The 26,507-nt window shown below is 70.0% G+C and carries 23 protein-coding genes; 16 read left to right on the forward strand and 7 right to left on the reverse strand.

Going from position 1 to position 26,507, the window contains the following annotated elements; all coding sequences use genetic code 11:
- The first annotated feature begins 413 nt into the window (after positions 1-413).
- From EMA17_RS26100 to EMA17_RS26130, 7 genes are all read left to right on the forward strand, one after another.
- A complete protein-coding gene (locus EMA17_RS26100; protein ID WP_246126897.1) occupies positions 414-1,913 on the forward strand; it encodes an MFS transporter in 1,500 nt (499 codons plus the stop codon).
- 39 nt (positions 1,914-1,952) lie between these two features.
- The gene (locus EMA17_RS26105) at positions 1,953-2,960 is read left to right on the forward strand and encodes an isopenicillin N synthase family dioxygenase (RefSeq protein ID WP_126639557.1); all 1,008 of its coding nucleotides are present in this window, start codon (positions 1,953-1,955) and stop codon (positions 2,958-2,960) included.
- A 314-nt stretch (positions 2,961-3,274) separates the two neighbouring features.
- A complete protein-coding gene (locus EMA17_RS26110; protein WP_078974705.1) occupies positions 3,275-4,270 on the forward strand; it encodes an isopenicillin N synthase family dioxygenase in 996 nt (331 codons plus the stop codon).
- 91 nt (positions 4,271-4,361) lie between these two features.
- The gene (locus EMA17_RS26115; protein WP_160161562.1) at positions 4,362-5,126 is read left to right on the forward strand and encodes a class I SAM-dependent methyltransferase; all 765 of its coding nucleotides are present in this window, start codon (positions 4,362-4,364) and stop codon (positions 5,124-5,126) included.
- A 70-nt stretch (positions 5,127-5,196) separates the two neighbouring features.
- Positions 5,197-5,925: an NAD(P)-dependent oxidoreductase gene (locus EMA17_RS26120; protein ID WP_078974703.1), complete on the forward strand. Its 729-nt coding sequence runs from the start codon at positions 5,197-5,199 to the stop codon at positions 5,923-5,925.
- Positions 5,926-6,150: 225 nt separating this feature from the next.
- A complete protein-coding gene (locus EMA17_RS56050; RefSeq protein ID WP_160161563.1) occupies positions 6,151-7,035 on the forward strand; it encodes a transposase in 885 nt (294 codons plus the stop codon).
- Positions 6,926-8,035, forward strand: coding sequence for an NsdA family TPR-like regulatory protein (locus EMA17_RS26130; RefSeq protein WP_503826238.1), 1,110 nt, complete (start codon positions 6,926-6,928; stop codon positions 8,033-8,035). Before EMA17_RS56050 ends, EMA17_RS26130 begins: the two co-directional genes overlap by 110 nt.
- Positions 8,036-8,115: 80 nt before the next feature.
- Here EMA17_RS26130 and EMA17_RS26135 read toward each other — a convergent pair whose 3' ends face one another.
- The 4 genes from EMA17_RS26135 to EMA17_RS26150 form a co-directional block, all read right to left on the reverse strand.
- The gene (locus EMA17_RS26135) at positions 8,116-9,585 is read right to left on the reverse strand and encodes an FAD-dependent monooxygenase (protein ID WP_126639562.1); all 1,470 of its coding nucleotides are present in this window, start codon (positions 9,583-9,585) and stop codon (positions 8,116-8,118) included.
- The gene (locus EMA17_RS26140; protein ID WP_126639563.1) at positions 9,582-11,168 is read right to left on the reverse strand and encodes a class I adenylate-forming enzyme family protein; all 1,587 of its coding nucleotides are present in this window, start codon (positions 11,166-11,168) and stop codon (positions 9,582-9,584) included. Before EMA17_RS26140 ends, EMA17_RS26135 begins: the two co-directional genes overlap by 4 nt.
- Before the next feature lie 53 nt (positions 11,169-11,221).
- Complete coding sequence (locus EMA17_RS26145) at positions 11,222-11,761, reverse strand: SRPBCC family protein (RefSeq protein WP_218043030.1); 540 nt, start codon at positions 11,759-11,761, stop codon at positions 11,222-11,224.
- A 77-nt stretch (positions 11,762-11,838) separates the two neighbouring features.
- Positions 11,839-12,861 (reverse strand): 3-oxoacyl-ACP synthase III family protein, encoded by a 1,023-nt coding sequence (locus tag EMA17_RS26150; protein ID WP_126639565.1) that lies wholly within the window; start codon positions 12,859-12,861, stop codon positions 11,839-11,841.
- 264 nt (positions 12,862-13,125) lie between these two features.
- On the opposite strand from EMA17_RS26150, the gene EMA17_RS26155 reads away from it, so the two are divergent.
- Together EMA17_RS26155 and EMA17_RS53375 are read left to right on the forward strand one after the other, a co-directional pair.
- Positions 13,126-14,142: an amidohydrolase family protein gene (locus tag EMA17_RS26155; protein WP_126639566.1), complete on the forward strand. Its 1,017-nt coding sequence runs from the start codon at positions 13,126-13,128 to the stop codon at positions 14,140-14,142.
- Positions 14,139-14,939 carry an arylamine N-acetyltransferase family protein gene (locus tag EMA17_RS53375; protein WP_218043032.1) on the forward strand — a complete coding sequence of 267 codons (801 nt, stop codon included), beginning with the start codon at positions 14,139-14,141 and terminating at the stop codon, positions 14,937-14,939. Before EMA17_RS26155 ends, EMA17_RS53375 begins: the two co-directional genes overlap by 4 nt.
- A gap of 151 nt (positions 14,940-15,090) precedes the next feature.
- Here EMA17_RS53375 and EMA17_RS26165 read toward each other — a convergent pair whose 3' ends face one another.
- The 3 genes from EMA17_RS26165 to EMA17_RS26175 all read right to left on the reverse strand — a co-directional run bounded on the left by EMA17_RS26165 (position 15,091) and on the right by EMA17_RS26175 (position 17,152).
- Positions 15,091-15,492: a transposase gene (locus EMA17_RS26165; protein ID WP_126639568.1), complete on the reverse strand. Its 402-nt coding sequence runs from the start codon at positions 15,490-15,492 to the stop codon at positions 15,091-15,093.
- A 142-nt stretch (positions 15,493-15,634) separates the two neighbouring features.
- A complete protein-coding gene (locus EMA17_RS26170; RefSeq protein ID WP_126639569.1) occupies positions 15,635-16,423 on the reverse strand; it encodes a VOC family protein in 789 nt (262 codons plus the stop codon).
- Between the two features lie 60 nt (positions 16,424-16,483).
- Positions 16,484-17,152 (reverse strand): flavodoxin family protein, encoded by a 669-nt coding sequence (locus EMA17_RS26175; RefSeq protein ID WP_160161564.1) that lies wholly within the window; start codon positions 17,150-17,152, stop codon positions 16,484-16,486.
- A gap of 200 nt (positions 17,153-17,352) precedes the next feature.
- Here EMA17_RS26175 and EMA17_RS26180 point away from each other — a divergent pair, with 200 nt between their 5' ends.
- The 7 genes from EMA17_RS26180 (at position 17,353) to EMA17_RS26210 (ending at position 26,118) form a co-directional block, all read left to right on the forward strand.
- Positions 17,353-17,748 carry a YybH family protein gene (locus tag EMA17_RS26180; RefSeq protein WP_126639571.1) on the forward strand — a complete coding sequence of 132 codons (396 nt, stop codon included), beginning with the start codon at positions 17,353-17,355 and terminating at the stop codon, positions 17,746-17,748.
- 333 nt (positions 17,749-18,081) lie between these two features.
- A complete protein-coding gene (locus EMA17_RS26185) occupies positions 18,082-19,323 on the forward strand; it encodes a 3-deoxy-7-phosphoheptulonate synthase (RefSeq protein ID WP_126639572.1) in 1,242 nt (413 codons plus the stop codon).
- Positions 19,320-20,090: a 2,3-dihydro-2,3-dihydroxybenzoate dehydrogenase gene (locus tag EMA17_RS26190; RefSeq protein WP_126639573.1), complete on the forward strand. Its 771-nt coding sequence runs from the start codon at positions 19,320-19,322 to the stop codon at positions 20,088-20,090. The genes EMA17_RS26185 and EMA17_RS26190 overlap by 4 nt, the downstream gene beginning before the upstream one ends.
- A gap of 13 nt (positions 20,091-20,103) precedes the next feature.
- Positions 20,104-20,805, forward strand: a complete 702-nt coding sequence (locus EMA17_RS26195; RefSeq protein ID WP_126639574.1) for an isochorismatase family protein — start codon at positions 20,104-20,106, stop codon at positions 20,803-20,805.
- Positions 20,802-22,754: an anthranilate synthase family protein gene (locus tag EMA17_RS26200; protein WP_126639575.1), complete on the forward strand. Its 1,953-nt coding sequence runs from the start codon at positions 20,802-20,804 to the stop codon at positions 22,752-22,754. The genes EMA17_RS26195 and EMA17_RS26200 overlap by 4 nt, the downstream gene beginning before the upstream one ends.
- Entirely contained in the window at positions 22,751-24,736 is a 1,986-nt protein-coding gene (locus EMA17_RS26205; RefSeq protein ID WP_126639576.1) for an FAD/NAD(P)-binding protein, read from the forward strand. Before EMA17_RS26200 ends, EMA17_RS26205 begins: the two co-directional genes overlap by 4 nt.
- On the forward strand, positions 24,733-26,118 hold the full coding sequence (locus EMA17_RS26210) for a nitrosuccinate lyase (RefSeq protein ID WP_126639577.1): 1,386 nt from the start codon (positions 24,733-24,735) through the stop codon (positions 26,116-26,118). The genes EMA17_RS26205 and EMA17_RS26210 overlap by 4 nt, the downstream gene beginning before the upstream one ends.
- The last annotated feature ends 389 nt before the right edge of the window (positions 26,119-26,507 follow it).

The following is a 26,507-nucleotide window of genomic DNA, read 5'->3' on the forward strand; positions in this document are numbered from 1 at the left end:
CGGGGCCGATCCGTTTCCGTTCCGCTGTCGTGCATTTCGGGGTCGAGACCCCGGGAAACGGACGGCGTACCCCCGATTCGCGCCGCCGCCCGCCGTGGCCGCCCCGACGCGGGAGGGCACGGGTGCGGTGCCGGTCGGGACCGACCGCACACCGCCTCCCCATGGTGACGGCCCGCCACCGGCGGGCACGAACCGCCTCCCCACGAAGGGGTGACCCACGCCGCCGCCGGGGCGATTCGAAATTTGGTGTCGATTTCGAACTCCATTGATTTCAGGGGCAGTTGGTGACCTCGGACGGCTTCGCGCGGGCTGTCGAGCGCACGGATTCGGAGCGTTACCGCGCGTCGGGCTGTAGTACGCTCGTCGACTACTAGACCATCGTTCGAGTAACTAGACCGAAGTGCGAGTTGGTTGTGACGGACATTCAGCAGGAAGCCTTCGAGTCCCCAGCGCAGTCGAACAAGCGATGGTGGACCCTCCCGGTAATCAGCCTGGCCACGTTGATGATCGTTTTGGACGCGACGATCGTGAACATCGCGCTTCCTTCGGCACAGCAGGACCTGGGCATGTCGGACGCCAACCGACACTGGGTGATCACGGCGTACGCGCTGGCCTTCGGCGGCTTACTGCTCGTGGGTGGACGCGTGTGCGGCGTGCTCGGCCACCGCAGGTCGTTCGCGATCGGCCTGCTCGGCTTCGCGGTCGCCTCCACCGTCGGCGGCCTCGCCGAGAACGTGGGCACCCTGGTCGGGGCCCGTGCCGCCCAGGGGCTGTTCGCCGCACTGCTCGCCCCGGCGGCGCTCTCGCTGTTGACCCTGACGTTCACCGACGCGGTCGAACGCGGCAAGGCCTTCGGCGTGTTCGCCGCGGTCGGCGCGGGCGGCGCGGCCCTCGGCGTGGTGGCCGGCGGTCTGCTCACCGAATACGCCGACTGGCGCTGGTGCCTCTACATCAACATCCCGATGTGCCTGATCGCGTTGGCCGGCGTCCCGCTGATCCTGCGCGACGAACCCAGCGGCAGTCTGCGCACCATCGACGTGCCCGGCGTGCTGCTGAGCACCACCGGTCTGGTCGCGATGGTCTACGCGTTCACCCAGGCCGAGCCGCGCGGCTGGGACGACCCGCTGGTCCTGCTCCTGCTGTTCGGCAGCATCGTGCTGTTGGCCCTGTTCGTGGGCGTGCAGACGAAGTCGAAGAACCCGCTGATGCCCCTGCACATCGTCCTGCACAAGGTGCGCGGCGCGGCCTTCGTGTCGGTGTGGGTGATGTTCATTTCGATCTACGGCTTCTACCTGTTCATGAGCTACTACTCGCAGACGATTCTCGGGTATTCGCCGGTGAAGACCGGCATGTCGCTGCTCGTGAACGCGGTCAGCACGATCATCGGCTCCATGCTGATCGCCGCGAAGCTGCACAATCGGGTCGCCCCGCGATTCCTGATCGTGTTCAGCCTGCTCTCCGCCGCGGCCGGGCTGTTGATCCTCACCCAGCTCGAAGCGGACAGCTCGCACGTGTTCATGGCCTATCTGGTTCCCGCGCAGATCCTCACCGGGATCGGCCTCGGCTGCCTGCTCGCGGTGGCCACGAACCTGGCGATGGTCGACGTCGGTTGGCACGAGGCGGGAATCGCGTCCGCGGCGTACAACGCGGTCCAGCAGGTGGGCGCCGCGCTCGGTACGGCCCTGTTCAACTCGATTCAGACCAGCGTCACCTCGTCCTACCTGGACGACCACGGAAACGGTAAGGCCGCGGTGAAGTCCGGGATCGTGCACGGATATTCGGTGGCGCTCTGGGTGGCCTTCGGGGTGCTCGCCGTCGGCGCGCTCGCCGTGGGGTTGATTTCCCGCGGCAAGCAGGCGGCGCCGAGCGCCCAACCGGAGACGGCGGTCCCGAGCGTCGAAGTGGGTTCCTGAGGAATACCGAGAGAGCAGCGGCTGGGAAGGAGATTGGTCATGGACTGTGATCGGCCACCGGTCACCGTGGTGGACGGCTATGTGCCGCTCATCGACTTGTCTTCGAGGGACAGCGCCCGGGGGCGCGCCGCGATCGCCGACGCCATCGGCGGAGCGTGCGAGGATTCCGGGTTCTTCATAATCGTCAACCACCGTGTCCCGACGAATCTCGTCGACCGCATGTACACGGCGACCAACGGCTTCTTCATGTTGCCGGACGACAAGAAGAACCTGGTGGCGAATCGCCCCGGCGTATCCGGCTTCCGTCGGATGGGCGGCACGACCGCGCGCAGCATCGGTCGGGAGTCGCCTCCGGACCTGTGCGAGGCCTTCTCCGCGCACACCACGGGCGAGCTGGGCGACGAGGAGCGTCGTCGGCTCGGCGACCAGTGGGCGACCTGGACGCTGGCCAACATCTGGCCGGAGGAACCCGCCGACTTCAAGCCGGTCTGGCAGGAGTACATGGCGGTGATAGGGGAGCTGTCCGCGGACCTGATGCGGCTGTTCGCCCTGGCGCTCGGGTTGGCCGAGGACTTCTTCGAGGACAAGTTCGACCACCACGGTTCGTCGGTCACGGTCAACTACTACCCGCCGCAACTGGAGCCGCCGCTGCCGGGTCAGCTGCGCCGGGGTCCGCACACGGACTTCGGCGGGCTGACCGTGCTCTACCAGGAGGACGAGCGCGGCGGCCTCCAGGTGCTCCAGGGCGGGACGAGGTGGCGTGACGTGCCGGCGATCCCGGGCACGTTCGTCGTCAACATCGGCGATCTGATGGCCATGTGGACCGGCGGGCGGTGGGTGTCGACGATGCACCGGGTCGTCAACCCCGCGCGCGGGGACACCTCGTCCCGGCTGACCATCCCGTTCTTCTACATGCCCAACCACGACGCGCCGATCGAGCCGATGCGCCCCTTCCGGGAGACGCGCGCCATCGACCGATACGACACGGTGACGGCCGGGCAGTGGATGTCACGAAAAATACAGAAGTTGTTCGCTACCGACGCGTAGCGCATAGGAGGGGCCCATTCCTTCCAGCGGCCGATCCGCCGATGAACCGCTCCCTCGCGAGGGGGGTGTTCATCGTGCGGATCGGCCATCTGTCGTTGGCTTTTCACGAAATCGAGCGCGAAATTCGGCCGGGTCCGGATGAGTTGACAGATTCCGCCGCCGGACGTGGCCGGCGCCGACGACCCCGCCTAGTGTCAAAGCGTGGCGCCGGTCGCGGCCGAGTGTTCGGGAATGTCGGCGAAACATCTCGGAAACGTCAGGGATTCAGAGCGTCAGAGTCAGCAGAGTCAGCAGAGTCAGAGAGGAAGTATCCCGTGGGTAGTGACGAGTCGACCGTCACCGTGGCCGACGGTTTCGTGCCGGTCATCGACCTTTCGTCCAGGGACACGGCTCGCGGGCGGGCAGCCATCGCCAAGGCGATCGGCAATGCGTGTTCGAGTTCCGGATTCTTCATCATCGTGGGTCACGGGGTACCCCGGGAACTCATCGACCGGATGTTCGATCGAACAAATTCCTTCTTCAAACTTCCGGAGGAGGAGAAGGACCTCATCGCGAATCGCCCCGGGGTCTCCGGATATCGCCGCGCCGGCGGCACGCTCGCCCGCAGCCTGGATCTGCAGACACCCCCGGACCTGTGCGAGACCTTCGCCGCTCATGTCACCGGCGAGTTGAGCGACCAGGAACGCGGGCAACTCGGCGACGAGTGGGCGAGTTGGACCCACAAGAACATCTGGCCGGAGAACCCGCCGGACTTCCGGTCCACCTGGCAGGAATACATGCGGGTGGTCGGGGATCTGTGCGCGGACCTCATGCGGCTGATGGCCCTGGCCCTGGAATTGGACGAGGACTTCTTCGAGGACAAGCACGACCACCACGGTTCCTCGGTCGCGGTCAACTATTACCCGCCGCAAATCGAGCCGCCGTTGCCGGGACAGTTGCGCCGGGGTCCGCACACCGACTTCGGCAGCGTCACCGTCCTGCACATGGAGGACGACCGCAAGGGCCTCCAGGTGCTCCAGGGCACCGAATGGCGCGATGTCTCCGCCATTCCGGGGAGTTTCGTGGTGAACCTCGGCGACCTGATGGCTCTGTGGACCGGTGGCCGCTGGGTGTCGACGATGCACCGGGTGGTCAATCCGGAGCGTGGGGACACCACCTCCCGGCTGACCATGCCGTATTTCTACCTGCCCAACTACGACGCCTCGATCGAACCCATGCAGCCGTTCTCCGAATCGTCCGCGGTGGATCGATTCGACACCGTGACGGTGAGCGAATGGGTGTCCCGGAAGGTCCAGAAGATCTTCTCCTGATGTCCTCCGCGCCATGGAGGTCGCAAGCCCGACTCCGGTCGGTTCACCGTGCTGTTCCCAAGAACCGTGCTGTTCCCAAGAAAGGTCAGGGATGATGCAGAAGACCGTCCACCTCGACAGGATCAGCGAGCAGTACCAGGCCTCGAGCACCCAGTACGACAGCGTGAAGAACCTTCCTTACGCCTTCGTCGAACGGGAGACACTGCTCGGGGGCCTTCCCGATCTGACCGGGAAGTCGGTGCTGGACGTCGCCTGCGGCACCGGCTACTACTCGCGCCTGTTCAAGCGTCTGGGCGCCGAGCACGTCGTCGGTGTGGACATCGAGAAGAGCATGATCGACTGCGCCCGGGAGGTCGAGGAGAAGGACCCGTTGGGCATCACGTTCGACGTCTGGGACGCCGCGCAGCTGCCCGTGCTCGGTGAGTTCGACGTCGTCGCGCCGATCTGGGCGTTCGTGCACGCCAAGGACGTCGAGGAGTACTACGAGATGGTTCTGCGCTGCACCCGGAACCTCAAGTCGGGCGGCACCATGGTGGCGTTGTGCTCCAACCCGGACATCGACATCGAGAAGATGTCGGTCTACCCGCGTTACGGCCTGTCCATCACCCCGAAGGAAAAGCACGGGGACCTCCAGGTCATCCACATCGCGATGGATGTCGAACCGCCGGTCGGCTTCGACGGGTTCTTCTGGCCCGCGGGTATCACCGAGGAGGCCATGGCCCGGGCCGGTCTGGTCGACATCCGGCGCCGGCCGAATCTGGCCCCGGGACACGTCGCGGGTCTGTCGACGAAGGGCTACTGGGCGGACTTCGTGGCGAACCCGCCGTTCGGTCTGTTCACGGCCACCAAGCCGTAGTCCGCCGGCATCCGCCGGAAATCCACGAAAGTCGGAGCCGCGCCCACCCTGCTGAGATGGAGAAAAGCCTATGAAGATCGCTGTATTCGGAGCGAATAGTTCGACCGGACGGCGCCTCTCCGAACTGGCGATCGCCGATGGTCACGAGCTGACCGCCGTCGTCCGCCGGCCCGACAGTTTTCCGCTGAGCGATCCACTGTTGCGGACGGTCGGCGCGGACGTATTCGACAAGGACGCGGTCGAGCAGGCGGTGATCGGGCAGGACGCGATCATTTCCATCCTGGGAATACCCTATGGGCGGGAGCCCGTCACGGTGCTTTCCCGGGGGCTCACCAACATCACCGACGCGATGTCCGCGCACGGCGTCAAGCGGTTGGCCTGTGTGAGTTCTCGACTGCTTGCGGTCAGCTCTCCTCCCTCGGCCGGGGAAAAGCCGCTCCAGGAGTCCTTCCTCTATCGGCGGATGATCTATCCGACGCTGACCAGGATCGGTCGCACGCTCTACGCGGACATGCTTCGCATGGAGCAGATCGTGCGCGCGACCGACCTGGACTGGACGATCATCCGGCCGTCGGCGCTCTACAACACGGACACGCTCACCGAATACCACTTCGCCGCGCCGGAGACGCCGGGTCTGTATACCTCGCGCATCGACCTGGCGCATTCCCTCCTGCGCGAGGTGACCGAGAACGAGCATGTCCGAACGGTCACCGCGGTGTTCACCACGAAGGGTGTTCCGACCTTTCGTGACGTGCTCGTGAAGGAAGTTATGCGGATCGGTTCCTGGGGCAGCAAGTAGTCTCGGGAGCAGGCCCGTAGACGGGAGATGACGGCACCATCCGAAATGGATGGTGCCGTCATCTACCTATATGTGACATCGTCTCCGAAAATCACCCCCGGATCCCGAGGCGCCTGCGAACGGGCGGAGTTGCGTCCGTGACGGCAGGCTTGTGTCTCATATGGGGTCACCTGTCCGGTGGTGCGCCGACCCGTCGTGGTGGGTGATGCGCTGTCGGGACGGTTGGTGTCGGATCGTCTGTGGGAGTTGGTGGTTCCGTTGTTGCCGGGGTTCGGGGTGCGGCGGCAGGGGGCTGACCGGGCGCCGGTGGAGGAGCGTGCGGTGTTCACGGCGGTGGTGTTCGTGCTGGCCGGCGGGTGTGCGTGGCGGCAGTTGCCGGCGTGTTTCGGGGTGGCGTCGCCGACGGCGCATCGCCGGTTCACGGTGTGCCCGAACGCGGGGGTGTGGCCGCGGTCGCGTCGGGCGGTGCTCGACCACCCGCGGGCCCGCGAGCCGATCGCGCGGGGCGAGGCGGTTGTCCCGGTCGCCGGCCGGACCGGGGTGCGCGGATCCGGACCGGCGGGATCCGGCCGTTCATCTCAGAGCGAGAATGAGCCGGCGGCCCCCTCGGTACCCCTTCGCCGGCCCCGCTGGGTGACGTTCGCGAACCGCGCCGTCGAGCCCGATCGAGCTCTCGGGACTGCCGCGCACCGCCCTCGGGCGAGCCGACTCCCGTGCAGGTCAGTGGTGTTGCCGGAGCTCGGGAGAGTGGGCGGCGACCCCGCCCGGGCGGCTCTTCGTAGCGGGTCCCGGAGGTCGCGGCACACGCCGGTCGACCCGCTCTTCGCGACTCTCCGCAGGGGGCGCGGCCCCCCGGCGGCCCTCGGCGAGCCGGCCGAACCATATAAGACGCGGAAGCGCGCTGTGGCGTTTTGGTGCCACAGGTGTGACAATCTTGATCCATATCATGGCGGCATCCGGCCGCACACTCAAAGGAGCGTTTCAAGGGGGAGATGCACCGATGGGGAAAGATTCTCGACTTGCAATATCTCTGGAAATCCTGCAATGGACTCCGGAGCGTTTGGCCCGAGAAATCAATCGACGGTACGGGGATGGCACCGTCAGCCTTAAGGCGCCGTACGGTTGGATCAAGGGAGCATATCCGCGGGGGCGGGTACCCGGCTTCGTGGCAACCATTTTATCGGAGAGTCTCGGCCGAGTGGTCGAAATCCGCCATATCTGGCCGCAGCGTTTTCCCGAGGCGGAATCGACGGGAAACGACAACGACCTCCGACTGAGTCCGCCGTGGTCCGAGGAGCACGTCGACCGCATCCTCCGTCCGCTCGTCGAGCAGGACGACGAGGAACAACTGCAGGCGCCCTTCCTGGTGCCCGGCGCGGGCCTGGTCCTGCTCGCCGTGGACTGGCTGACCGCCGAGAGCAGGCCGGCTTCCGCCCGGACGGAGGGCGCCGAGCTGGACCCCGAGATGATCGACATGCTCTTCGGCCGGATCGCCCGGCTGCGCCGCCTCGGCGACGCGCAGAACTCCGCCCTCGTGCTGAACTGGGTGGTGCACGAGCTGCGTTGGGCCCGGCACCTGACCAGAAACGCGTCCTTCGACGCACCGACCGCCAGGCGGCTGTACGGGGCCATCGCCGAACTGGCCCAGCTCGCGGGCTGGTTGGCCGCGGATCACGGCAAGCGGGCGCAGGGCCAGCAATACCTGCTCGCCGGCCTGCGCGCGTCCGGCCTCGCGGGCGACCCGAACCTGGGCGCGTACATCCTGTCCTGCCTGAGCTACCACCTCATGCGCGGCGGCAACGGCCTGGACGCGCTGCGGCTGATCCGGCTCGCCGACGCCGGGGCGGACGCCTCGGCGCCGACCGTGCTGCGCTCGTTGATGGCCTCGCACGAGGCGCGCGCGCACGCCCAGTTGGGCGACGAGGCGGCCTGTAGACGGTTGTCGGCGAAGGCCGCCGCGCTGTTCGACGCGTCCGGGGCGGAAACGGATCCGCCGTGGGCCGTCGGACCCAAGCGGCACCTGGCCGCCGGCGCGGGGCGCGCGCAGTTGGCCCAACGCCGGAACAAGGCGCCCTACGTGTATCCCTCACAAAAGCGCGTCTCGGCCTGACCCGTGCGCTCGGCGGCTCCCCGGGCCCGCCGGCGCCGGGTACGGCCGCGGCCGAGGACGGATCGGGTGGATCACATGGATCACAGGGGCTTCGGCGACTCCTTCGTGCCCGCGTTTCGCGGGGGCGCGGGTGAGCCGGCCGCCGGGTTTCGACGCGACCGGGGCGGTGTTGCCGGTTGCGGGTCCTCGGCCGGTTCGAGCCAGCCGCCGAGGGTGTAGGTACCGGCACTTCGTGCGGACGCGGGCGAGCCGGCGGCCACGTGTCGGGGCGACCGGGGTGGTGTCCTCGACGGCGTTTCGGTCGGGTCCAACCGGCCGCCGAGGGTGTAGACGGAGTTCTCCGCGGGGTCCGGGACCGCCGGGGTGACCGACGGCGGGCCGGCGAACTCCCGGGTGCCGTGCAGCCAGGCGACGAAGTCGTACAGGTCGCTCGACGACATCGCGGACAGCGCCTTGTTGCGGGCCTCGGCCGCCGCGTCCGCGGCGTGCCACAGCGCGATGCTGTCCCGGGCCAGCCGGTGCACCCGCGCGGTGCGCTCCCGGCGGACGGCGTTGTACCGGCCCAGACGGGCCGCGAACCACCCCGGGGGGCAGTCCAACAGGTCGCCCAGGACCACGGCGTCCTCGAGGGCCATACAGGCGCCCTGGGCCGCGTAGTGGAGCATCGGGTGTGCCGCGTCGCCGAGCAGGGCGACTCGCCCGTCCGTCCAACCGTCGACCGGTTCCCGGTCGACCAGCACCCACGCCTTCCAGTCGGCGCCCAGTTCGAGCAACCGCCGCGCGCTCTCGCAGAGCGCGCCGAACTCGCCGAGCACCTCGGACGCCGGCACCGACACCCCCGAGAAGGTCTCGGCGGGCGCGTTCTCCGCGCTGGGCGCCAGGTTCAGATAGCGCCCGCCGGCGATCGGGTAGTGCACGAAGTGCCGCCCCGGTCCGGCCCACCACGTCACCGACGTGTGGCGCAGTTCCGACGGCACTCGCTCCATCGGCACGATCGAGCGGTACACGGTGATGCCGGCGTTGCGCGGCGCGCCGTCGCCGACCAGTTGCGCGCGGACCGCGGAATGCAGCCCGTCGGCGCCGATCAGCGCGTCGGCGCCCAGGCTCGCCCCGTCGGCGAGCGACACCCTTACCGCGTCCGCCTCGTGCGTGTAGCCGACCACCGCGTGCGAGGCCCGCAGTTCGATCCGCGCGTGGCTTCGACAGGCGTCGAGCAGCAGCCGGTACAGCTCGCCCCGGTGCACCACCACGTAGGCGTTGCGGAAGCGGTCGCGGTAGCGTCGGTCCAGCGGCATGGCCACCACGTGCTCCCCGGTGACCCCGTCCATGAAACGCAGTTCGCCCACGGGGACGGCGATCCGGCCGACCGCCTCGGCCAGGCCGAGGCGGTCGAGCGCGTGCATCCCGTTGGGGGCGAGCTGGATGCCGGCGCCCAACTCGGTGAATTCGGGGCTGCGTTCGCACACCACGACGTCGTGGCCGCGGGCGGCCAGGGCCAGCGCCGAGGCGAGGCCGCCGATGCCGCCGCCGGCGACGGCGATCGTACTCACGCCGGTTCCCCGGCCTGCGACCCGCCGGAGGTGCCGTCGAGCAGTCGGATCAGTTCCAGGCGCTTGATCTTGGTGGTGGCCGTCTGCGGCAGGTCGGCCTGTCGCCACTGCGTCGGCTCGGCCATCCGGGGCAGATCGGCCACCGCGGCCCGCCAGGCGGCGTGGTCCAGCGGCCGGTCGTCCTTGGTGCACACCACCGGTCGGGGCGGACCCTCCGGCATCGGCACGATGACCACCTCGGACAACTCGTCGAGCCGGGTGAACAGTCGGTCCTCCACGTCCAACGTGCTGCCGAAGCCGGGGATCTCGTCCACTTCCCGGTCCATCAGGTGCAGGCAACCCCACCGCGTGCGGTAGCCGAGGTCGCCCATCCGCCACCATTCCCGATCGGCCTGCCGGTGGAACCGCTCCTGCTCGCCCAGGTAGGTGCGGATGCGACCGTCGCTGCTGATCTCGATGAACCCGGGCGAGGTCGGGGAGGGCGGATTGCCGTCCCGGCTGATCACCCGGACGCCGGTCATCCCGGGGAAGGGGATGCCCACACAACGTCCGTCGGCCTCCGCCGAGCGGTTGCGGCCGTAGGAGCGCGCCACGCTGGGGCCGACCTCGCTCTGTCCGTAGATCTGCCCGAACTTCGGCGCGCGGCGCCGGGACGCGCCGATCAGGGTCCGTACGGTGCGCGGGTGCAGCGCGTCGAAGGTGCTGCTGAAGAACTTGACGTTGGACAGCGGCGCGCGCGGGTCGTCCGCGAGCCGTTCCCAACTGAGGTAGGTGTTCGGGTGCGCCTCCAGTACGGCCGGGCGCCAGCGCGCGAACAACGTCGCGGCGTGCTCCGGGTCCGGATTCGCCAGCACCGCCACCGGGAAGCCGCGAAGCAGCGAGATGGCCAGCGCGGTGAACAGCCGGGAGTGCACGAACGAGACGTGCATGGCCACCGTTTCGCGCCGGCGCATCAGCGTCGTCGCCAGCGCCTGCGGCCGGTAGCGGGCCTCCAGGCTGTAGCCGGTGTGCACGGCCAGCTTCGGGATCCCGGTGGTGCCCGAGGTGTGCGTCACCAGCGTCGGGTGCTCCGGCGGCATCCACAGCGCCGGGACGTGCGGGGCCGCGGCGGGCTCGGTCAGGCTCGTGGCGCGCGGGTGTTCGCCCGCGGCCAGCAGGACCCGCTCGGCGTGGGTGAACACCGTGTCGGGGAGCGCGGATTCGAGCTTGGCGGCGTCGGTGATCAGCACCGGCCGCTCGACCCGGTCGAGCAGCGCGGTCACCGTCTCGCCGTCCAGGTACGGGGACAGCAGCACCGGCACGGCGCCGATCCGCGCGGCCGCGACGGCCAGCAGGGTGATGTCGAACGCGTTGCTCTTGTACACCACCACGTGGTCGCCGGGCCGTACCCGTGCGCGCCACAGCCGGGTGCCGAGGTCGCTCACCAGTTCGGCGGCGTCCGCGATCGTCATGCTGCGGCCGCGTTCCGGGGCGATGTCCAGGTCGTGGTCGAGCATCAGGACGTTCGACGGGTACTTGGCGGCGGCCCGGTCGAACAGCGTGCCCAGGCGTATGCCGCGATTACCTATGCGCTGCAGAAGCATGTGTCATTCTCGATTCACCTGTGTCATATCGGCGCGGGCCGGTCGAGGTGCGCTCAGTCGGCCTCGATGACCTTTTTGAGCCGCGCCACGGTGGCCGCCATGTCCTTTTCGAGCTTCGCTCCCCATTCGGCGAAGAATCTCTTCTTCTCGTCCTCGGTCATCTCGGCGGTGATGCCCCGGATTCCCTCCGTGGCGGTGCCCATCCGGAAGGTGTGCACGAGTGTGGATCCGCCCGGGGCCGGGGCGATGTCGAATCCCCAGACGCTGTCCTGGGCCCGTCCGTCGTTGGTCCGCATCGCCCAGCGGAAGCGGCGCCCGGGTTCGGCGGCCACCACCTCGGCGTGTGTGTGCCAGACGCCGCGGACCACGGGGGCCCACGAAACCACGTCCGTACGACGGAAGTTCTCGCCGCGGAAGACCGATCCGACCGTCCCCGGCGCGCCCTCGACCCATTCCCCGCCGGTGCACTCCTCGCTCCACTCGCGGCAGCGCGGCAGGTCGCTGAGCACCGCGTAGACGGCCGCCGGCGATTTCTCCACGCGCGTTTCGAAATCGACCTCGAACAGGGGGGTGGTAACGCTGCTTTCAGTCATGGATGAAATCATCCCGGGCGCCGACCACCCGGTACAACGAAACGGTGGTCGGATTCGTCAGGTGTCGTGGGATGTCGTCAATCCGCGCCGCGTGGCCCGTCCCATTCGACGAGTGCCAGACCGACGGCCATGCCCCCGCCGAAACCGGCGAGCAGTACCGAATCGCCGGCTTCGAGGCGGTCGGCGGCGGCGTCCAGGGAAATGGGTATGGACGCCGCGCCGGTATTTCCGAAGCGTTCCACGGTGGTGTGCGTGCGCTCGATCGGGAAGCCGAGGTCGTCGGCGAGGGCCTCGATCATCCGGCCGTTGGCCTGGTGCGGCACGAAGTGCGGTGCTCGCGCGGGGTTCGGCGCGTGCTCCGCCAGGAAGGCGCGGATCAGCGGGCCGACCTGCTCGGCCACGAAGTCGCGGACCGCCCGCCCGTCCATCCGGAAGTAGTGCAGTCCCTGGTCGAGGGACGCCGCCGAGGCCGGGATCCGGGAGCCGCCCGCGGGCACCCGGATCAACTGGCGCTCCGCCGGATAGGTGGCCAGTCGGGTGGCCAGCACCCCGCGACCGGCACTGGGGCCGAGGACCACCGCGCCCGCGCCGTCGCCGAACAGCACCGAGGTGCGGTGGTCGCTCGGGTCGAGGGTGCGCGAGTAGATGTCGGCGCCGATCACCACGGCGTGGCCGCCGGTGCCCCGGATCATCCGCTCCGCGGTGGTGAGCGCGAAGACGAAGCCGCTGCACACGGCGTTGAGGTCGAACGCGGGCGTGCCCGCGGGGACGTCGAGTTCGGCCGCGACGGCGGCGGCGGTGGGGGGTTGCGGCGAGTCCGGCGTGGACGTCGCCACGATCACGAGCGAGACCTGCTCGGCCCGGACGCCGGCGTCGCCGAGGGCGGCTCGCGCGGCCATCGCCGCCAGGTCCGAGGTGGCTTCGTCGGCCTTGGCCCAACGGCGCTCGCGAATCCCGGTCTTGCGGGTGATCCACTCGTCGGTCACTCCGGCCGGTGTGCCGACGTCGGTATTGGTCACCACGTCGCCGGGAAGGTAGGAGCCGGTACCGAGGATCCCGACCGCGTCCCCACCCGGGGCTCCGACTGCGTGCGTAGTCATATTCACCCATCTCGTGTCGGCGCGGAACAGCAATCCGGGCCGACGACACGATCGCCGCCCGGTGCGGCTGCTCTGCCCGGAAAGATTGGCAGCGGTGTCGCGGGATTTCCAGACAATGCATCGGGAACTGTCATCTCGGTCCGCGGCGCGGATACCGACCGGTCCGCAGAAGGTGACAGACTCACCGCCGGCACATCGACACTCCCCGAGACCGAAAGTAGGGTCGAGTATTGCTGTGCCGGACCGTCTGGACGAAGGAAATTCATGCGGACAAGCGCTTCCGTGGCCGTGGGCACGCCTTGGTCGAACGCCATCGACGTACATCACCACATCGTTCCCGAATTCTATGTCGAGGAACTGCGGAGACTCGGGTTCGCATCGACGTTGCCCGGCGTCGACAAACCGGCGTGGAAAATCGAAACCAGCCTGGACATGATGGACCGGCAGGGAATCCGGGCGGCCGTGGTCAACATCTGGCCGGGGGTGCCGGCGGTGGACGCGGACACCGGGGCCCACCTGGCCCGGTGGATCAACGAGTTCATGGCCGAGCTGGTGTCCCGGCATCCGGGTCGGCTGGGCGCCTTCGCGGTGCTGCCGCTGCCGCACGTGGACGCGGCCCTGGCCGAGTTGGAGTACTGCCAGGACGTGCTCGGCCTCGACGGCGTCGGGCTGATCACCAACTACAACGGGGTCTACATCGGCGACCCGTCGCTCGACGAGTTCCTGGCCGAGGCGGCGCGCCGTCGGGTGCCGATGTTCGTGCACCCGACGGTGCCGCCGTCCACCGGCCAGCCGGCCTTCGGACTCCCGGCCTCGCTCTGCGAGTTCCCGTTCGAGACGGTTCGGCTGACCGCGCAGCTCCTGTACAACCGCACGCTGGAGCGGCACCCCGGGCTGCGGCTGATCCTGTCCCACGGCGGCGGTGGCATGGCGTACTTCGCCGGCCGCCTCGCGCTGGGCCCGCTGATCGTCTCCGACCTCGCCGAGCGGCTGCCCGAGGACCCGATCGGGTACCTGCAAAAGCTCTACTCGGACACCGCCATGATCGGCGATCCGCACGCGTTCGCCTCGGTGCGCTCGTTCGCCCGACCGGACCGGATCCTGGTCGGCTCCGACTTCCCGTTCATGCCGGAATCGTTCAGCGCGGAGAACGGCCGATTCATCGTCGACCACGGCGCGTTCTCGCCGGACGAGCTGACCCGCATCCAGTTGGGCAATGCGGCCGAACTCTTCCCGCGATTCGCGGACCATTCGGAATCAGAAAGGGGATCGCTGACGTGATCGACGACGCCATGGTATCCGCATACCTGGATCGCATCGCCGCGGAACGGCCGGAGCGGGCCGACCTGGAGTCGCTGCGCGAGTTGAACCGGAGGCATCTCTTCGCGGTTCCCTTCGAGAATTTGAGCTATCACCTCGGCGAAGAGATCCTGATGGACGAAAGGGTGGTCGCGAAGGTCGTCCACGAGCGTCGGGGCGGCGGTTGCTACGAGGTAAACCCGGCACTTTCCTTCCTGCTGCAAAGCCTCGGCTACGAGGTTTCGATAATGCCCGGTCGAGTGTGGATCAAGGGCAATCTCACCGCCCCGCTGTGCCATCTCGCGCTCAAGGTCCGGATCGACGGCGGGGAATGGCTCGTCGACGTCGGCTTCGGTCGCAACAGCAGGTATCCGCTGTCCCTGGACACCGACGCGGTCCAGGAGGACCCGAACGGCGCGTTCCGGATCGAGCGGGCCGACGACGGCGGCATCGACGTCGTGGCGAACGACACGGCGCTGTACCGGGTCTACGACGTGCCGTGCGAGCTGTCCGACTTCGCGCCCACGCTGTGGTGGTATCGCACCGCGCCCGACTCACCGTTCCTGCAGAACCTGTTCTGCTCGCTGCCGACCGAGACCGGCCGGGTCACCCTCAAGGAGGACCGGTTCAGCCGGGTCGAGGGCGACCGACGGGAGAGCGTGACGATCACCGACGAGCAGGAGTTGTTGACCGCGTACGACAAGTGGTTCGGCATCAAACTGGACCGGCTGCCGGTCAAGGTGATCACCGACGGCACGGTGCAGATCGCGTTCGACTAGCGACGCGGATCGGAACGTGGTGCGGGGCCCGGGCGAGCGTTTCGGCGCGCGGGCCCCTCGTCGCGTCCGCGCGCGGTCGTGTGTGCCGGCGGACTCCGCGGGTGCGTCCGGGGTGCTCACGCGTGTGCTCGCGTGTGTGTTCGCGCGCTGCTCACGTGTCGCGCGTGCGGCGGGCGGTGGCGGCCAGGGCGATCGCCTCGCCCCATTCGATCTCGTCGCGGGAGTCCGGGTGGTCGAGTACCGCGCGATGCAACCGCGGCCACACCCCCGCGTTCGTCCACACCGTGAACCGGCGATGCGCCGTCGGCGACGCCACCCCGAAACACGCCGGCAACTGCCGCCACGCACACCCGCTGGTCAGCACGAACACCACCGCCGTGAACACCGCACGCTCCTCCACCGGCGCGCGACCACCCCCCTGCCGCCGCACCCCGAACCCCGGCAACAACGGAACCACCAACTCCCACAGACGATCCGGCACCAACCGTCCCGACAGCGCATCACCCACCATGACGCGCAGCATGCCATGGCACGCGGCCGCGAATGTGGGCAACTCCCTTACTCCCACGCGTCGTTCACGCTTCGTGCCCGGGTGTGGACACAGCGGTTGGAAGCACCGTCGAACCCCGGACACGACATCGTCCCGGAGCCCGCGCGAAGCGGACTCCGGGACGATGTCCCGGGAGTCGTCCCCGTCAGGTCGCCGCGCTCACCGCGACCACCTCGAACGGGGTGCCCTGCTCGTCGGCGACCAGGACGCTCGGGCCGCGCGGCGTGTCGTAGGGACCGGTCACGACGGAACCACCCGACGTGGCCACCTTCGCCACCGCGGTCGCCAACTCGGCGACCCCGAAGGTGACCAGCCAGTGCGACACCGCCCCCGCACCGGCCTCGGCGAGGCCGGCCACGGGATTGCCGTCGAGCCGCAACACGGCGCCGGCCGCCGCGTCCGGGCCACCGCCCGGTCCGCCCGGCGCGGGTGTGACGGTGTAGCCGAACACCTCGACGTAGAACGCCTCCGTCGCGGCCGGGTCCCGGGTCAGGCACCGGTGCCACACCGCCGCGCCGGGTACGTCCGCGACCTCGGCGCCGAAGTACTCGTCCGCCTGCCAGATCCCGAACACCGCCCCACCCGGGTCGGCGGCCACCGCGAACCTGCCGTGCGTGCCGACGTCGGTCGGCGCGACCGTCAGCGTCCCGCCCGCCCGGACGATCCGCTCCGCCACCGCGTCGGCGCTCTCGACCGCGATGCAGACGAGCCACGCCGACGGCGCGTCCGCCGGCCCCTCGAACCGAGGGCCGATGTCGGCGACCGTGCGACCGGCCAGACTCGCCGTCAGATAGTGGTCGTACTCCTCGCCCCGGTCCAGGAATTCCCACCCGAACAGGGCTCCGTAGAACTCGCTCGTGTGTTTGGGATCCAGGACCCGGACCTCCACCCAGCAGGGCGTACCCTCCGGCCACGCGGTGTCGCGAAATGTCATGCGGGGTTCCTCGGTTCGTTCGTGTCGCCGGAAGGCGCCCGTCGCCGGATCGTGCTCGCCTCAGATGTCGAGGCCGAATTTCCGCAGCCGTTCCTCGCTCACCAGGGTGATCCCCGGCTCCGGTTCGAGTCCGCGCTTGAGCGCGCCCGCGACCTGGAGGGTGCGCAGCGTCTGGTACTCGATCGCGCCGAGGTTGTCGTCGGTGACACTGTTGGCCTCGTGCCGCGAGATGGTGCCGGTGCCGTACGGCGCGCCGTTGCCGGGCTGGTGCAGCACCGCCGCGGCCGAACCGTTGGAGACGATCACCGAACCCCAGTGGCAGAACGCGTTGTGCAGCGCCAGGATCGTCGCCTGCTGACCCGCGTGCGGCATCGACCCGGAGGCGAACGCCGAGACCGCCTTGTTCATCAATTTGCCCGGAATGGCGACCGGTCCGGTGTGGTCGAAGAAGTTCAGGATCTGCGGCGCGGGCAGTCCGTAGTGGACCGGCGTGCCGATCATGATCGCGTCGGCCCACACCAGGTCGTCCAGGCCCGCCTCCGGGATCTCCGCCGTGGCGGTCGCCAGATCCTGATATGCCTGCTTGTCCAGGATCATCGGATCGGGCAACTCGGCCACCTTGCGCACGCGCACCTCGGCGCCCGCGGCCCGAGCCGTCTGCGCGGCCTTTTCGACGAGCTGGTAAATGTTACCGCTGCGCGAATGGAAGATGATGGTGATGTTGGTCAAGGGGTACGCTCCCGGTGAGCCGATATCGTCTCGGCGTATGCAGATATCGCCGACATCATGCCGGGTCGGCAAAAGGTCGGCCCAGATATGATTTCGGGATCTGTCAGGTCCGCCGGGGTAAGCCGGGGCGAGAAAATCCGAGGTGACAGACATGCCCCTCGGTTCTGTCCGACTCCGCCGCCTGATGCTGTACTCGAACCATGTCTGCCATTCGAAACGACGTACGCCTTCCCGCCGAACCGGCCGAGCTCCTGCACACCTTCGTGGGCGCCTTCAACGACCGGAACCTCGAACTGCTCCAGGAGCTTTTCGAACCGGAGGGCATGCACGTGCGCGAGCCCGGGGTCACCACGGAGGGCGAGCGGCGGCGGGCCGCGCTGCCGACGGTGTTGCGCCATCGCATCCCGATCGCCGTCTCGCTGCGCAACGTCTACGTGGTCGGCGACATCGCCCTGGTGATCAACGACTACGTACACGACGGGGTGGGCCCGGACGGCGTGCACGTGCACATCGAGGGCACCGCGACCGATGTCGCCCGGCGGGGGGCCGACGGCTGTTGGCGGTACGTCATCTCCAACCCCTCGGGTACGAGCTGAACGTCCCGACGCCGGGTTCGAATTCATTTCCCGGCACGCGTCCTCGCCCGGTTTTCGATCCGGGATTTCCGCCCCATACCGGCACCCTCGCAGACGGTAAATCCTCGGCCAAGCCGATTTCGGCGAATCTGTCAGATGTCCGGCCAGCTGACAGACTCGCATCGACCTGACGAACCGGAACCCTCGCCCTTGGCGCGCTCGGGCAAAAGAGCGAGGGTGGGGGCGTGTTCTCTTCAGTCGTTTCGGATCACCGTCCAAGTAAATTCCGAGACCGGACGGCCGCGCCGAATAGCCGCGGCCGTCCGGGTGGGCATTCAATCGCTGGAGCCGGCATTGACCAGTGACCTGCTGTCAATTCTGCGGCAACCGGCCGCGCAACAGCCGGACTGGGAGGACGACGCCCAGATCCACAGTGTTCGACAAACGCTGACGGGCCGCCCCGGCCTGGTCGGGGAAACCGACGTGCGTACGCTGCGCCGCGGCCTCGCGCAGGTGAGCGCCGGCGCGGCCGAGTTGATCCAGGCCGGCGACTGCGCCGAGGATCCCGGGGAGTGCGGCGAGGCCGATGTCGCCCGCCGGATCGCCGTCCTCGACCTGCTCGCCGGTGCGATGGAACGGCTCGGCCGCCGCCCGGTCGTGCGCGTCGGACGGATCGCGGGCCAGTTCGCCAAGCCCCGATCCCGGCCGACCGAGTATGTCGGCGGCATCGAACTTCCGGTCTATCGGGGTCACTTGGTCAACGGTCCGAAACCGGTGGCGGAGGAGCGGCGGCCCGATCCGCTGCGCCTGGTCACCGGCTATCTGGCCGCGTCCGAGATCATGGGACACCTGGACCGGCACCGGGCCGCCCACCCGAGGGTGCCGGTGTGGACCAGCCACGAGGCGCTGGTCCTCGACTACGAACTGCCCCTGGTACGGCGGACCGAGTCCGGCGACCTGCTGCTGACCTCGACGCACTGGCCGTGGATCGGCGAACGTACCCGCCAGGTCGACGGTGCGCACGTGGCGCTGCTCGCGAAGGTGGTCAACCCCGTCGCGGTCAAGGTCGGCCCGGACATCGATCCGGCCGAACTGATCGAGCTGTGCCTGCGGTTGGACCCGGACCGGACGCCGGGCCGACTCACCCTGATCATCCGGATGGGCGCGGACACCATCGCCGAACGGCTGCCCGCCCTGGTCCGCGCGGTGCGCTCGGCCGGGCATCCGGTGGTGTGGCTGAACGACCCGATGCACGGCAACACCGTGGTGACCGAACGCGGCTACAAGACGCGCTACGTGCGCACGCTCCGCCGCGAGGTCGCCGCGTTTCGGGCGGTGCTCGCCGAGGCCGGCGAACACCCGGGCGGCGTGCACCTGGAGACCACCCCGGATCAGGTCACGGAGTGCGTGTTCGACACGTGGGAGGCCGACCGGGTGGGCGAGGTCTACACCAGCTTCTGTGATCCGCGCCTGACGGTGGAGCAGGCACTGCTCGTCCTGGCCGCCTGGGACGCCGAGGTCGCGCCCGACGCGTGGACGGCGGCCGAGGCCGGGTCGGGCTCGGCACATCAAGCGACAGGAGGGCAATCGACATGACGAACGAGGTCGCGGTGGTCACCGGCGCCGCCGGGGGGATCGGCGGCACGGTGGTGCGCGCGCTCGCCGAGCGCGGCACGACGGTGGCGGCGGTGGACCGGGACGCGGACCGGCTGCGCAAGTACGTCGCGGAGCTGGTCGCGGCGGGCCTGCCCGTGACCGCCTTCCCCGCCGACGTCACCGACGCGGACGAGGTCGAGGCCACCGTGGCGGCGGTCGAGGCGCAGCTGGGTCCGGTGCGGTTCCTGGTCAACGCGGCCGGCGTGTTGCGGCTGGGCCCGGTCCGTGAGATGTCCGACCGCGACTGGGCGGACATGTTCGCGGTCAACGTCGGCGGGGTGTTCCACATGTCCCGCGCCGTGGTCGACCGGATGGCGTCGCGCGGCGACGGGGCGCTGGTCACGGTGTCCTCGAACGGGGGCAGTACGCCGCGCGCGAAGATGGCCGGCTACGCCGCCTCCAAGGCCGCGGCCACGATGTTCACCAAGTCGCTCGGCCTGGAGGTGGCCCGCTACGGCATCCGCTGCAACGTGGTCGCGCCCGGGTCGACCGACACGCCGATGTTGTGGTCGATGTGGCACGACGACAGCGGACGTACGCACACGTTGGAGGGCGACCCCGACGCGTTCCGCGTCGGCATCCCGCTGGGCAAGCTCGCCCGGCCCGAGGACGTCGCCGCCGCGGTGCTCTTCCTGCTGTCCGACCAGGCCGGGCACATCACGCTGCACGAGCTCACGGTCGACGGTGGCGCCGCGCTCGGCGCCTGAGAGGAAAGCGATCATGCCCGGTATCCCGGACATTGCCCCATATCCGCTGCCCGGCGAGAACGATCTGCCGGCCAACACCGCCCGGTGGACGGTGGATCCGGACCGCGCGGTCCTGCTCGTGCACGACATGCAGCGCTACTTCGTACGGCCGTTCGCCGCCGCCCAGCGCCGCGAACTGATCGACAACATCGCGCTGTTGCGGGAGCGGTGCGCCCACCTCGGGATGCCCGTCGCGTTCACCGCCCAGCCGGGCTCCATGACCGCCGAACAGCGCGGCCTGCTGATGGACTTCTGGGGTCCGGGCATGCGGGTGTCCGCCGAGGACCGGGCCGTGGTGGACGAGTTGGCCCCGCGCCCGGACGACTGGCTGCTCACCAAGTGGCGCTACAGCGCCTTCTTCCGCTCCGACCTGCTGGAGCGCATGCGCGCGTGCGGCCGCGATCAACTCGTCGTCTGCGGGATCTACGCGCACGTCGGCGTGCTGATGACCGCCGTGGACGCGTTCACCAACGACATCCGCACGTTCCTGGTCGCCGACGCGGTCGCCGACTTCTCCGCCGCGGACCACACCCTCGCCCTCGAATACGCCGCCCTCCAGTGCGCGGTGGTCGCCACCACCCGCGGGCTGCGCACCGACGACGGCCCGCTCGTCCCGGTCGCGGAGGACGCGGCGCCCGCCGGGGTCGAGGCGACGAGGATCGGAGCCGCGAGATGAGTCGTACACCCCCGGCCGAGACCTCGGCCCGGGCCCTCCTGGAACGGGTCCTGGCCGCCGACCCGCCGCCGTTCGCGCTCCTCTACCGCCCCACGGTCACCGCCGGCGACCGGGTGGAGATCCTCACCGGGGACATCGGCGTGGTGGACCGGGTCGCCGACATCCCCGTCCCCGACGCGCCGCACGGGCCGGCGGGCCCGGACGTGCTGGCGCTGCTGCCGTACCGCCAACTCGCCGAACGCGGCCTGCCCGCGCCCGACGACGGCGCACCGCTGGTGACGCTGACCGTCCGGGAGCAGGCCACACTCGCCCGCGCCGACGTGCTCGACCGGCTGCCGGACGCGGAGATCGACTGGAGGGACGGGCACTTCGACATCGACGACGACGCCTACGCCGCGTTGGTCGCCGACGTGCTGACCGACGAGATCAGCGCCGGCGAGGGCGCGAACTTCGTGCTCAAGCGCCGTTTTCTCGCCGACATCACCGACTACACCCCGGCCACCGCCGCCGCGTTCCTGCGTCGCCTGCTCGCGCACGAATCCGGCGCCTACTGGACGTTCCTGGTGTACACCGGCACCCGCACCCTGATCGGCGCCAGTCCGGAACTGCACCTGAGCCTGCGCCAGGGCGTCGCGGTGATGAACCCGATCAGCGGCACCTACCGGTATCCCACGACCGGGCCCACGCTGCCCGGCGTCATGGACTTCCTGCGCGACCGCAAGGAGACCTACGAGCTGTACATGGTCGTGGACGAGGAACTGAAGATGATGTCCCGGGTCTGCGACCGGGGCGTGCGGGTGGTGGGTCCGTTCCTCAAGGAGATGGCCCGGCTCGCGCACACCGAGTACTTCATCGAGGGGCGCACCGACCGCGACGTCCGCGAGGTGTTGCGCACCACGCTGTTCGCGCCGACCGTCACCGGCAGTCCGGTGGAGAGCGCCGCCCGGGTGATCGCCCGGTACGAACCGGAGGGCCGCGGCTACTACTCCGGGGTGATCGCGCTGTTCGGCCGGGACGGCGCCGGCCGGCACACGCTGGACTCGTCGATCCTGATCCGCACCGCCGACATCGACGCCTCCGGGCGGATGGCCATCGCGGTCGGCGCCACCCTGGTGCGCGACTCGCAGCCGGCCGCCGAGGTGGCGGAGACGTGGGTCAAGGCCAACGGCCTGCTGGGCGCTCCGCGTTCGGCGGTCGCACCGGCACGCTTGCTGGGCGGACACGCACGGGTGCGGGCCGCGTTGCGCGAGCGCAACACCGACCTGGCCCGCTTCTGGCTGGACGGACCCGGGAACGACGCGGGGGAGTTCCCGATCCTGGCCGGCCGGCACGTCCTGGTGATCGACGCCGAGGACGCGTTCACCGCGATGATCGCGCACCAACTGCGCTCCCTCGGACTGCGGGTGAGCGTGCGCAGCTACGACGAGCCGTACTCGTTCACCGACCACGACCTCGTGGTGATGGGCCCGGGACCCGGCGATCCGCTGGACCACGGCGATCCGCGGATCGTGCGCCTGCACGACGGCATCAAGCAACTGCTCGCCGAGCGGCTCCCGTTCCTCGCGGTGTGTCTGAGCCACCAGGTGCTCAGTCACCAACTGGGCCTGGATCTGCGCCGCCGCGCGACGCCGCATCAGGGCGTACAGAAGACCATCGAACTGTTCGGCCGCACCGAACGGGTCGGGTTCTACAACAGCTTCGTGGCCCGCAGCGCGTTCGACCGGGCGTATCTGCCCGACGTCGGCCCGGTGGAGATCTGCCGCGAGGACGGCGTCAACGAGGTACACGCCCTGCGCGGACCGCACTTCGCGGGCGTGCAGTTCCATGCCGAGTCGGTGCTCACCCGCGACGGCGCGCGAATCCTGGGCACCTTGATCGCGGACGTGCTCGACGCCGGGCGACGCCGCGCGACCGTGTCGGCCCGAGGCGCGGAAGGAGGGCATCCGTGAACACCACGCCACACGAGATCGCCATCATCGGCACCGGTCCTCGCGGACTGTCCGTGCTGGAGCGGCTGTGCGCGAACGAACGTGCCCGGCCGACGCACGAGAGCCTGGTCGTGCACGTCGTCGACCCGGCGGCACCCGGCGCCGGCGCGGTCTGGCGGATCGAACAGTCGCGGCATCTGCTGACCAACACGGTCGCGTCGCAGACCACCGTGTTCTCCGACGCGGCGTCGCGGATCGACGGGCCGATCGAGCCGGGCCCGAGCCTGTACGAATGGGCCGCCGACCTCGCGGTGCGGCACGCGACCGGGGGCGTCGAGGCGGACCGATACGACCCGGCCACGCTCGCCGAGGCGGGCCGGCTCGGGCCGAACGACTACCCCACGCGGGCCCTGTGCGGCTGGTACTTCGCCGACTGCTTCCGGCGGATCCGGGACGGCGCGCCCGCGCACGTGGAGATCCGCGAGCACCGCTCGCGCGCCGTGGCCATGGCCGACACCCACGGATTCACCGGCGGGCCGCAGGGGGTGCGGTTGGCCAACGGGACCCGGCTGAACCACCTGGACGCGGTCGTGCTCGCCCAGGGACACGTCGCGGCGCGGCCGACGCCCCGGGAGGAGCGCACGGCCAGCCTGGCGCGGATCAACCACCTGACCTACCTCACCCCGACCAACCCGGCCGACGCCGACCTCGACGGCGTCGCGCCCGGCCGGCCCGTACTGCTGCGCGGCCTGGGCCTGTGCTTCTTCGACTACCTCGCGCTGTTCACCCTGGGCCGGGGCGGCCGGTTCGAGCGGGTCGACGACCGCACGGTGTACCGACCGAGCGGCAACGAGCCGATCCTGTACGCCAGTTCCCGACGCGGCCTGCCCTACCAGGCGCGGGGCGAGAACGAGAAGGGCGCGCACGGCCGCTACTTCCCGCGGCTGCTGACCCCGGACTACGTGGCCGGGTTGCGCGCGCGGTCCCGCCAGGGCGCGCCGATCTCCTTCAAGCAGGACCTGTGGCCGCTGATCGCCCGCGAGGTGGAGACGGTCTACTACGAGACGCTGCTCCTGCGGGGCGGGCGGGGCGAGGAGTGCGCCGAATTCGCCGAGCGGTATCTGACCGCCGGGCCGGCCGAGCGCGACACCGTCCTGGCCGACCGGGGCATCACGCTCGCGGATCGCTGGAGCTGGGACACCATCGCCGACCCGCTCCGGGGACGGGAGTTCGCCGATCGGGACGCGTTCCGCAAGTGGCTCCTGGAACATCTCACGGAGGATGTGCGCCAGGCCCGCCAGGGCAACGTCAGCGGCCCGTTCAAGGCCGCCCTCGACGTCCTGCGCGACCTGCGCAACGAGGTCCGCCTCGCGGTCGATCAGGGCGGCCTGGACGGGGCGTCGCACCGCGACGAGCTGGAGCGCTGGTACACCCCCCTGAACGCGTTCCTGTCGATCGGCCCGCCACCACGACGGATCGAGCAGATGATCGCGTTGATCGAGGCCGGCGTGCTCGAATTGACCGGCCCGGACACCCGGATCCGGATCGACACCCGCACCCCCTCTTTCATCGCCGACTCCACCGCGGTCCCCGGGCCCACGGTGCGGGCGCAGATCCTGATCGAGGCGCGGTTGCCGGAACCCGACCTGCGGCGCACGGCGGATCCGCTGCTGCGCCATCTGCTGCACACCGAGGCGTGCACGACCTTTCGCATCCCGAGTTCGGGCGAGGACGAGTACGACTACGAGACCGGTGGGCTGGCGGTGACCGAGCGGCCGTACCGGGTGATCGACGCGCACGGCCGGGCGCACCCCAGGCGCTTCGCGTACGGCGTGCCCACCGAGGCGGTGCACTGGGTCACCGCGGCCGGGATCCGGCCCGGCGTGGACTCGGTGACCATCGCCGACGCGGACGCGATCGCGCGCGCGGTGCTCGCGCTCGGCCCGAGCCGGGTCGAGATCGACGCGGCGACCGAGGGCGACCACATCGAGGTCGTGGTATGACCGACGCCGAACCGGGGCGACTCGCGCTCGCGGACGCCGGGTTGTTGTCGCCGGTGCGGGCGGGCACGCCGGTGGAGGCCGAGGTCTGCGACGCGGCGTGGTTGCAGGCGATGCTGGACGCGGAGGCCGCGTTGGCCCGGGCGCAGGCCGCGCTCGGTCTGGTGCCGGCCTCGGCGGCCGAGGTGATCACGGTGGCCGCGCGCGCCGACCGGTTCGACCTGCGGGCCCTGGCGGTGGACGCGCGCGAGAGCGCCAATCCGGTGGTCGCCCTGGTCCGCGCGCTGACCCGGGCGGTGGCGGCGATCGATCCGCACGCCGCGCGCCACGTGCACCTGGGTTCCACCAGTCAGGACATCTTCGACACCGCCGCGATGCTGGTGGTGCGACGGGCGGCGACGCTGCTGCGCGCGGATCTGGCCCGGGTCGCGGCGGCGTTGGCCACCCTCGCCCGGCGCCACCGCGACACGCCGGTGGCCGGGCGCACGCTCGCGCTGCACGCGGTGCCGACCACGTTCGGGCTCAAGGCCGCGGGGTGGCGGCGGCTGGTCCTGGACGCCGACCGACGGGTGGCCGCCGTGTCGGGCGGGCTGCAGGTCTCGCTCGGCGGTGCGGCCGGCACCCTGGCCGGATACGTCGAGGCGGGCGCCGACCCGGAACGGCTGGCGGCGGCGTTCGCCGCGGAAACCGGGCTGTGCGTACAGGTGTTGCCGTGGCACGCGTTGCGTACGCCGATCGCCGACGTCGGCGCGGCCTGGGCGCATGCCGCCGGTGCCCTGGGCAAGTTCGCGGTCGACGTGCAGTCGTCGACCCGGACCGAGGTCGGTGAGGTGGTCGAACCGCACGTGCCCGGGCGGGGCGCCTCATCGGCCATGCCGCAGAAGCGAAATCCGGTACTGGCCACGCTGATTCGCAGCGCCGCGCTGCAAGTGCCGGCGCAGGCTGCGGTGTTGGCGCAGTGCATGCTCGCCGAGGACGAGCGCTCGGGCGGTGCGTGGCACGCGGAGTGGCAACCGCTGCGCGAGTGCCTGCGGCTCACCGGCGGCGCCGCGCACACCGCGGTGGAGTTGGCCGAGGGCCTGGTCGTGCGCCCCGAGCGGATGCGCGCCAATCTCGCCCTCACCGGCGGCGCGATCGTCGCCGAACGGGTCGCGGGCGTGCTGGCCGCGTACCTGGGCAAGCCCGCCGCCGCGGCGCTGCTCACCCGCGCCGTCGAGGCGGCCGACCGGCTCGGCCGCCCGCTCGCCGACCACCTCGCGAGCATGCCCGAGGTGGCGGAGCATCTCGACCCGGTCGAGCTGACCCGGCTCTGCGACCCGGCCGGCTACACCGGCGCCGCCGCCGACCTGGTCGAGCGGTCCCTGCGAGCGGACCCCCGGGACTGAGGGGGCCGGGCCGGTCGGCGCCCCCCGCCGACCGGCCGGTACCCGGTATCGTCCGCGCGACAAAATTCCCGGTTTCCCGGTTCTCGGCTCGCTTGTTTCGGGAAAATTACAGGTCGTGCACTATCGGCGCGCATCCGACCGCAACGCTGACCGGGCTGACCCGGTGATGACCCTCCTGACCGCGCCCCGGCCTTGCCGGCGAACGATCGTGCGATTAAATTCGAACCGCATTGACCTGAAAACGGCAGCAGGTCGGGTGCGGCGGATGCGGGTCCGCGTCACCACGGCTTTGTCGTGAGTCCCGGTGCGGCCCTCGATCGGTCGATCGGATGAAGGGGGATCAATGAATAAGAGCGGACGGCTCCACGATCCGGAAAGGCCGTCGGGCC

Source organism: Embleya hyalina (assembly GCF_003967355.1).
Taxonomy (GTDB): domain Bacteria; phylum Actinomycetota; class Actinomycetes; order Streptomycetales; family Streptomycetaceae; genus Embleya; species Embleya hyalina.